Source organism: uncultured Jannaschia sp., from assembly GCF_947494025.1.
Taxonomy (GTDB): domain Bacteria; phylum Pseudomonadota; class Alphaproteobacteria; order Rhodobacterales; family Rhodobacteraceae; genus Jannaschia.
Genome location: NZ_CANLTQ010000166.1, coordinates 1 through 361, shown reverse-complemented (window position 1 = coordinate 361; position 361 = coordinate 1). Strand labels below are relative to the sequence as shown.

Below are 361 nucleotides of genomic sequence, written 5' to 3'. Positions count from 1 at the left end.
GAGGCGCCGGTCGAGGTTGGCAAGATCGGCATCCGCCGCGACGATCTCGGCCATCCGAGCCTCGACCCGCTTGATGCGCCGGTCGAGCACGGTGATGAGGCTACGGATGTCGGCGCGCGCCTGTGCGTCGGCGGTCTGCTGGAAGCGGGTCGCCTCCTGCTTGCGCATCTGCACGAGCTGACGCCGCCGCGTCGCCTGCGCCTGCAGGGCGCGCCGGACGACGGGCACGGGCTCGGCGGGTGCGGGAGTGAGGCGGGCGCCCAGTTCCGAGAGCATGCGTGCATCGACTTGATCGGTCTTGCCGATCACGCCCATGGCGCGCGCGAAGTCGCGGGCCTGACGTGGGTTCACCCGGCTGAAC

1 pseudogene is annotated in these 361 nt (G+C 71.5%); it reads right to left on the bottom strand.

Annotation, left to right across the window (positions count from 1 at the left end):
• Window positions 1–361, bottom strand: a pseudogene (locus Q1B08_RS21795) (IS110 family transposase); the annotation flags it as partial.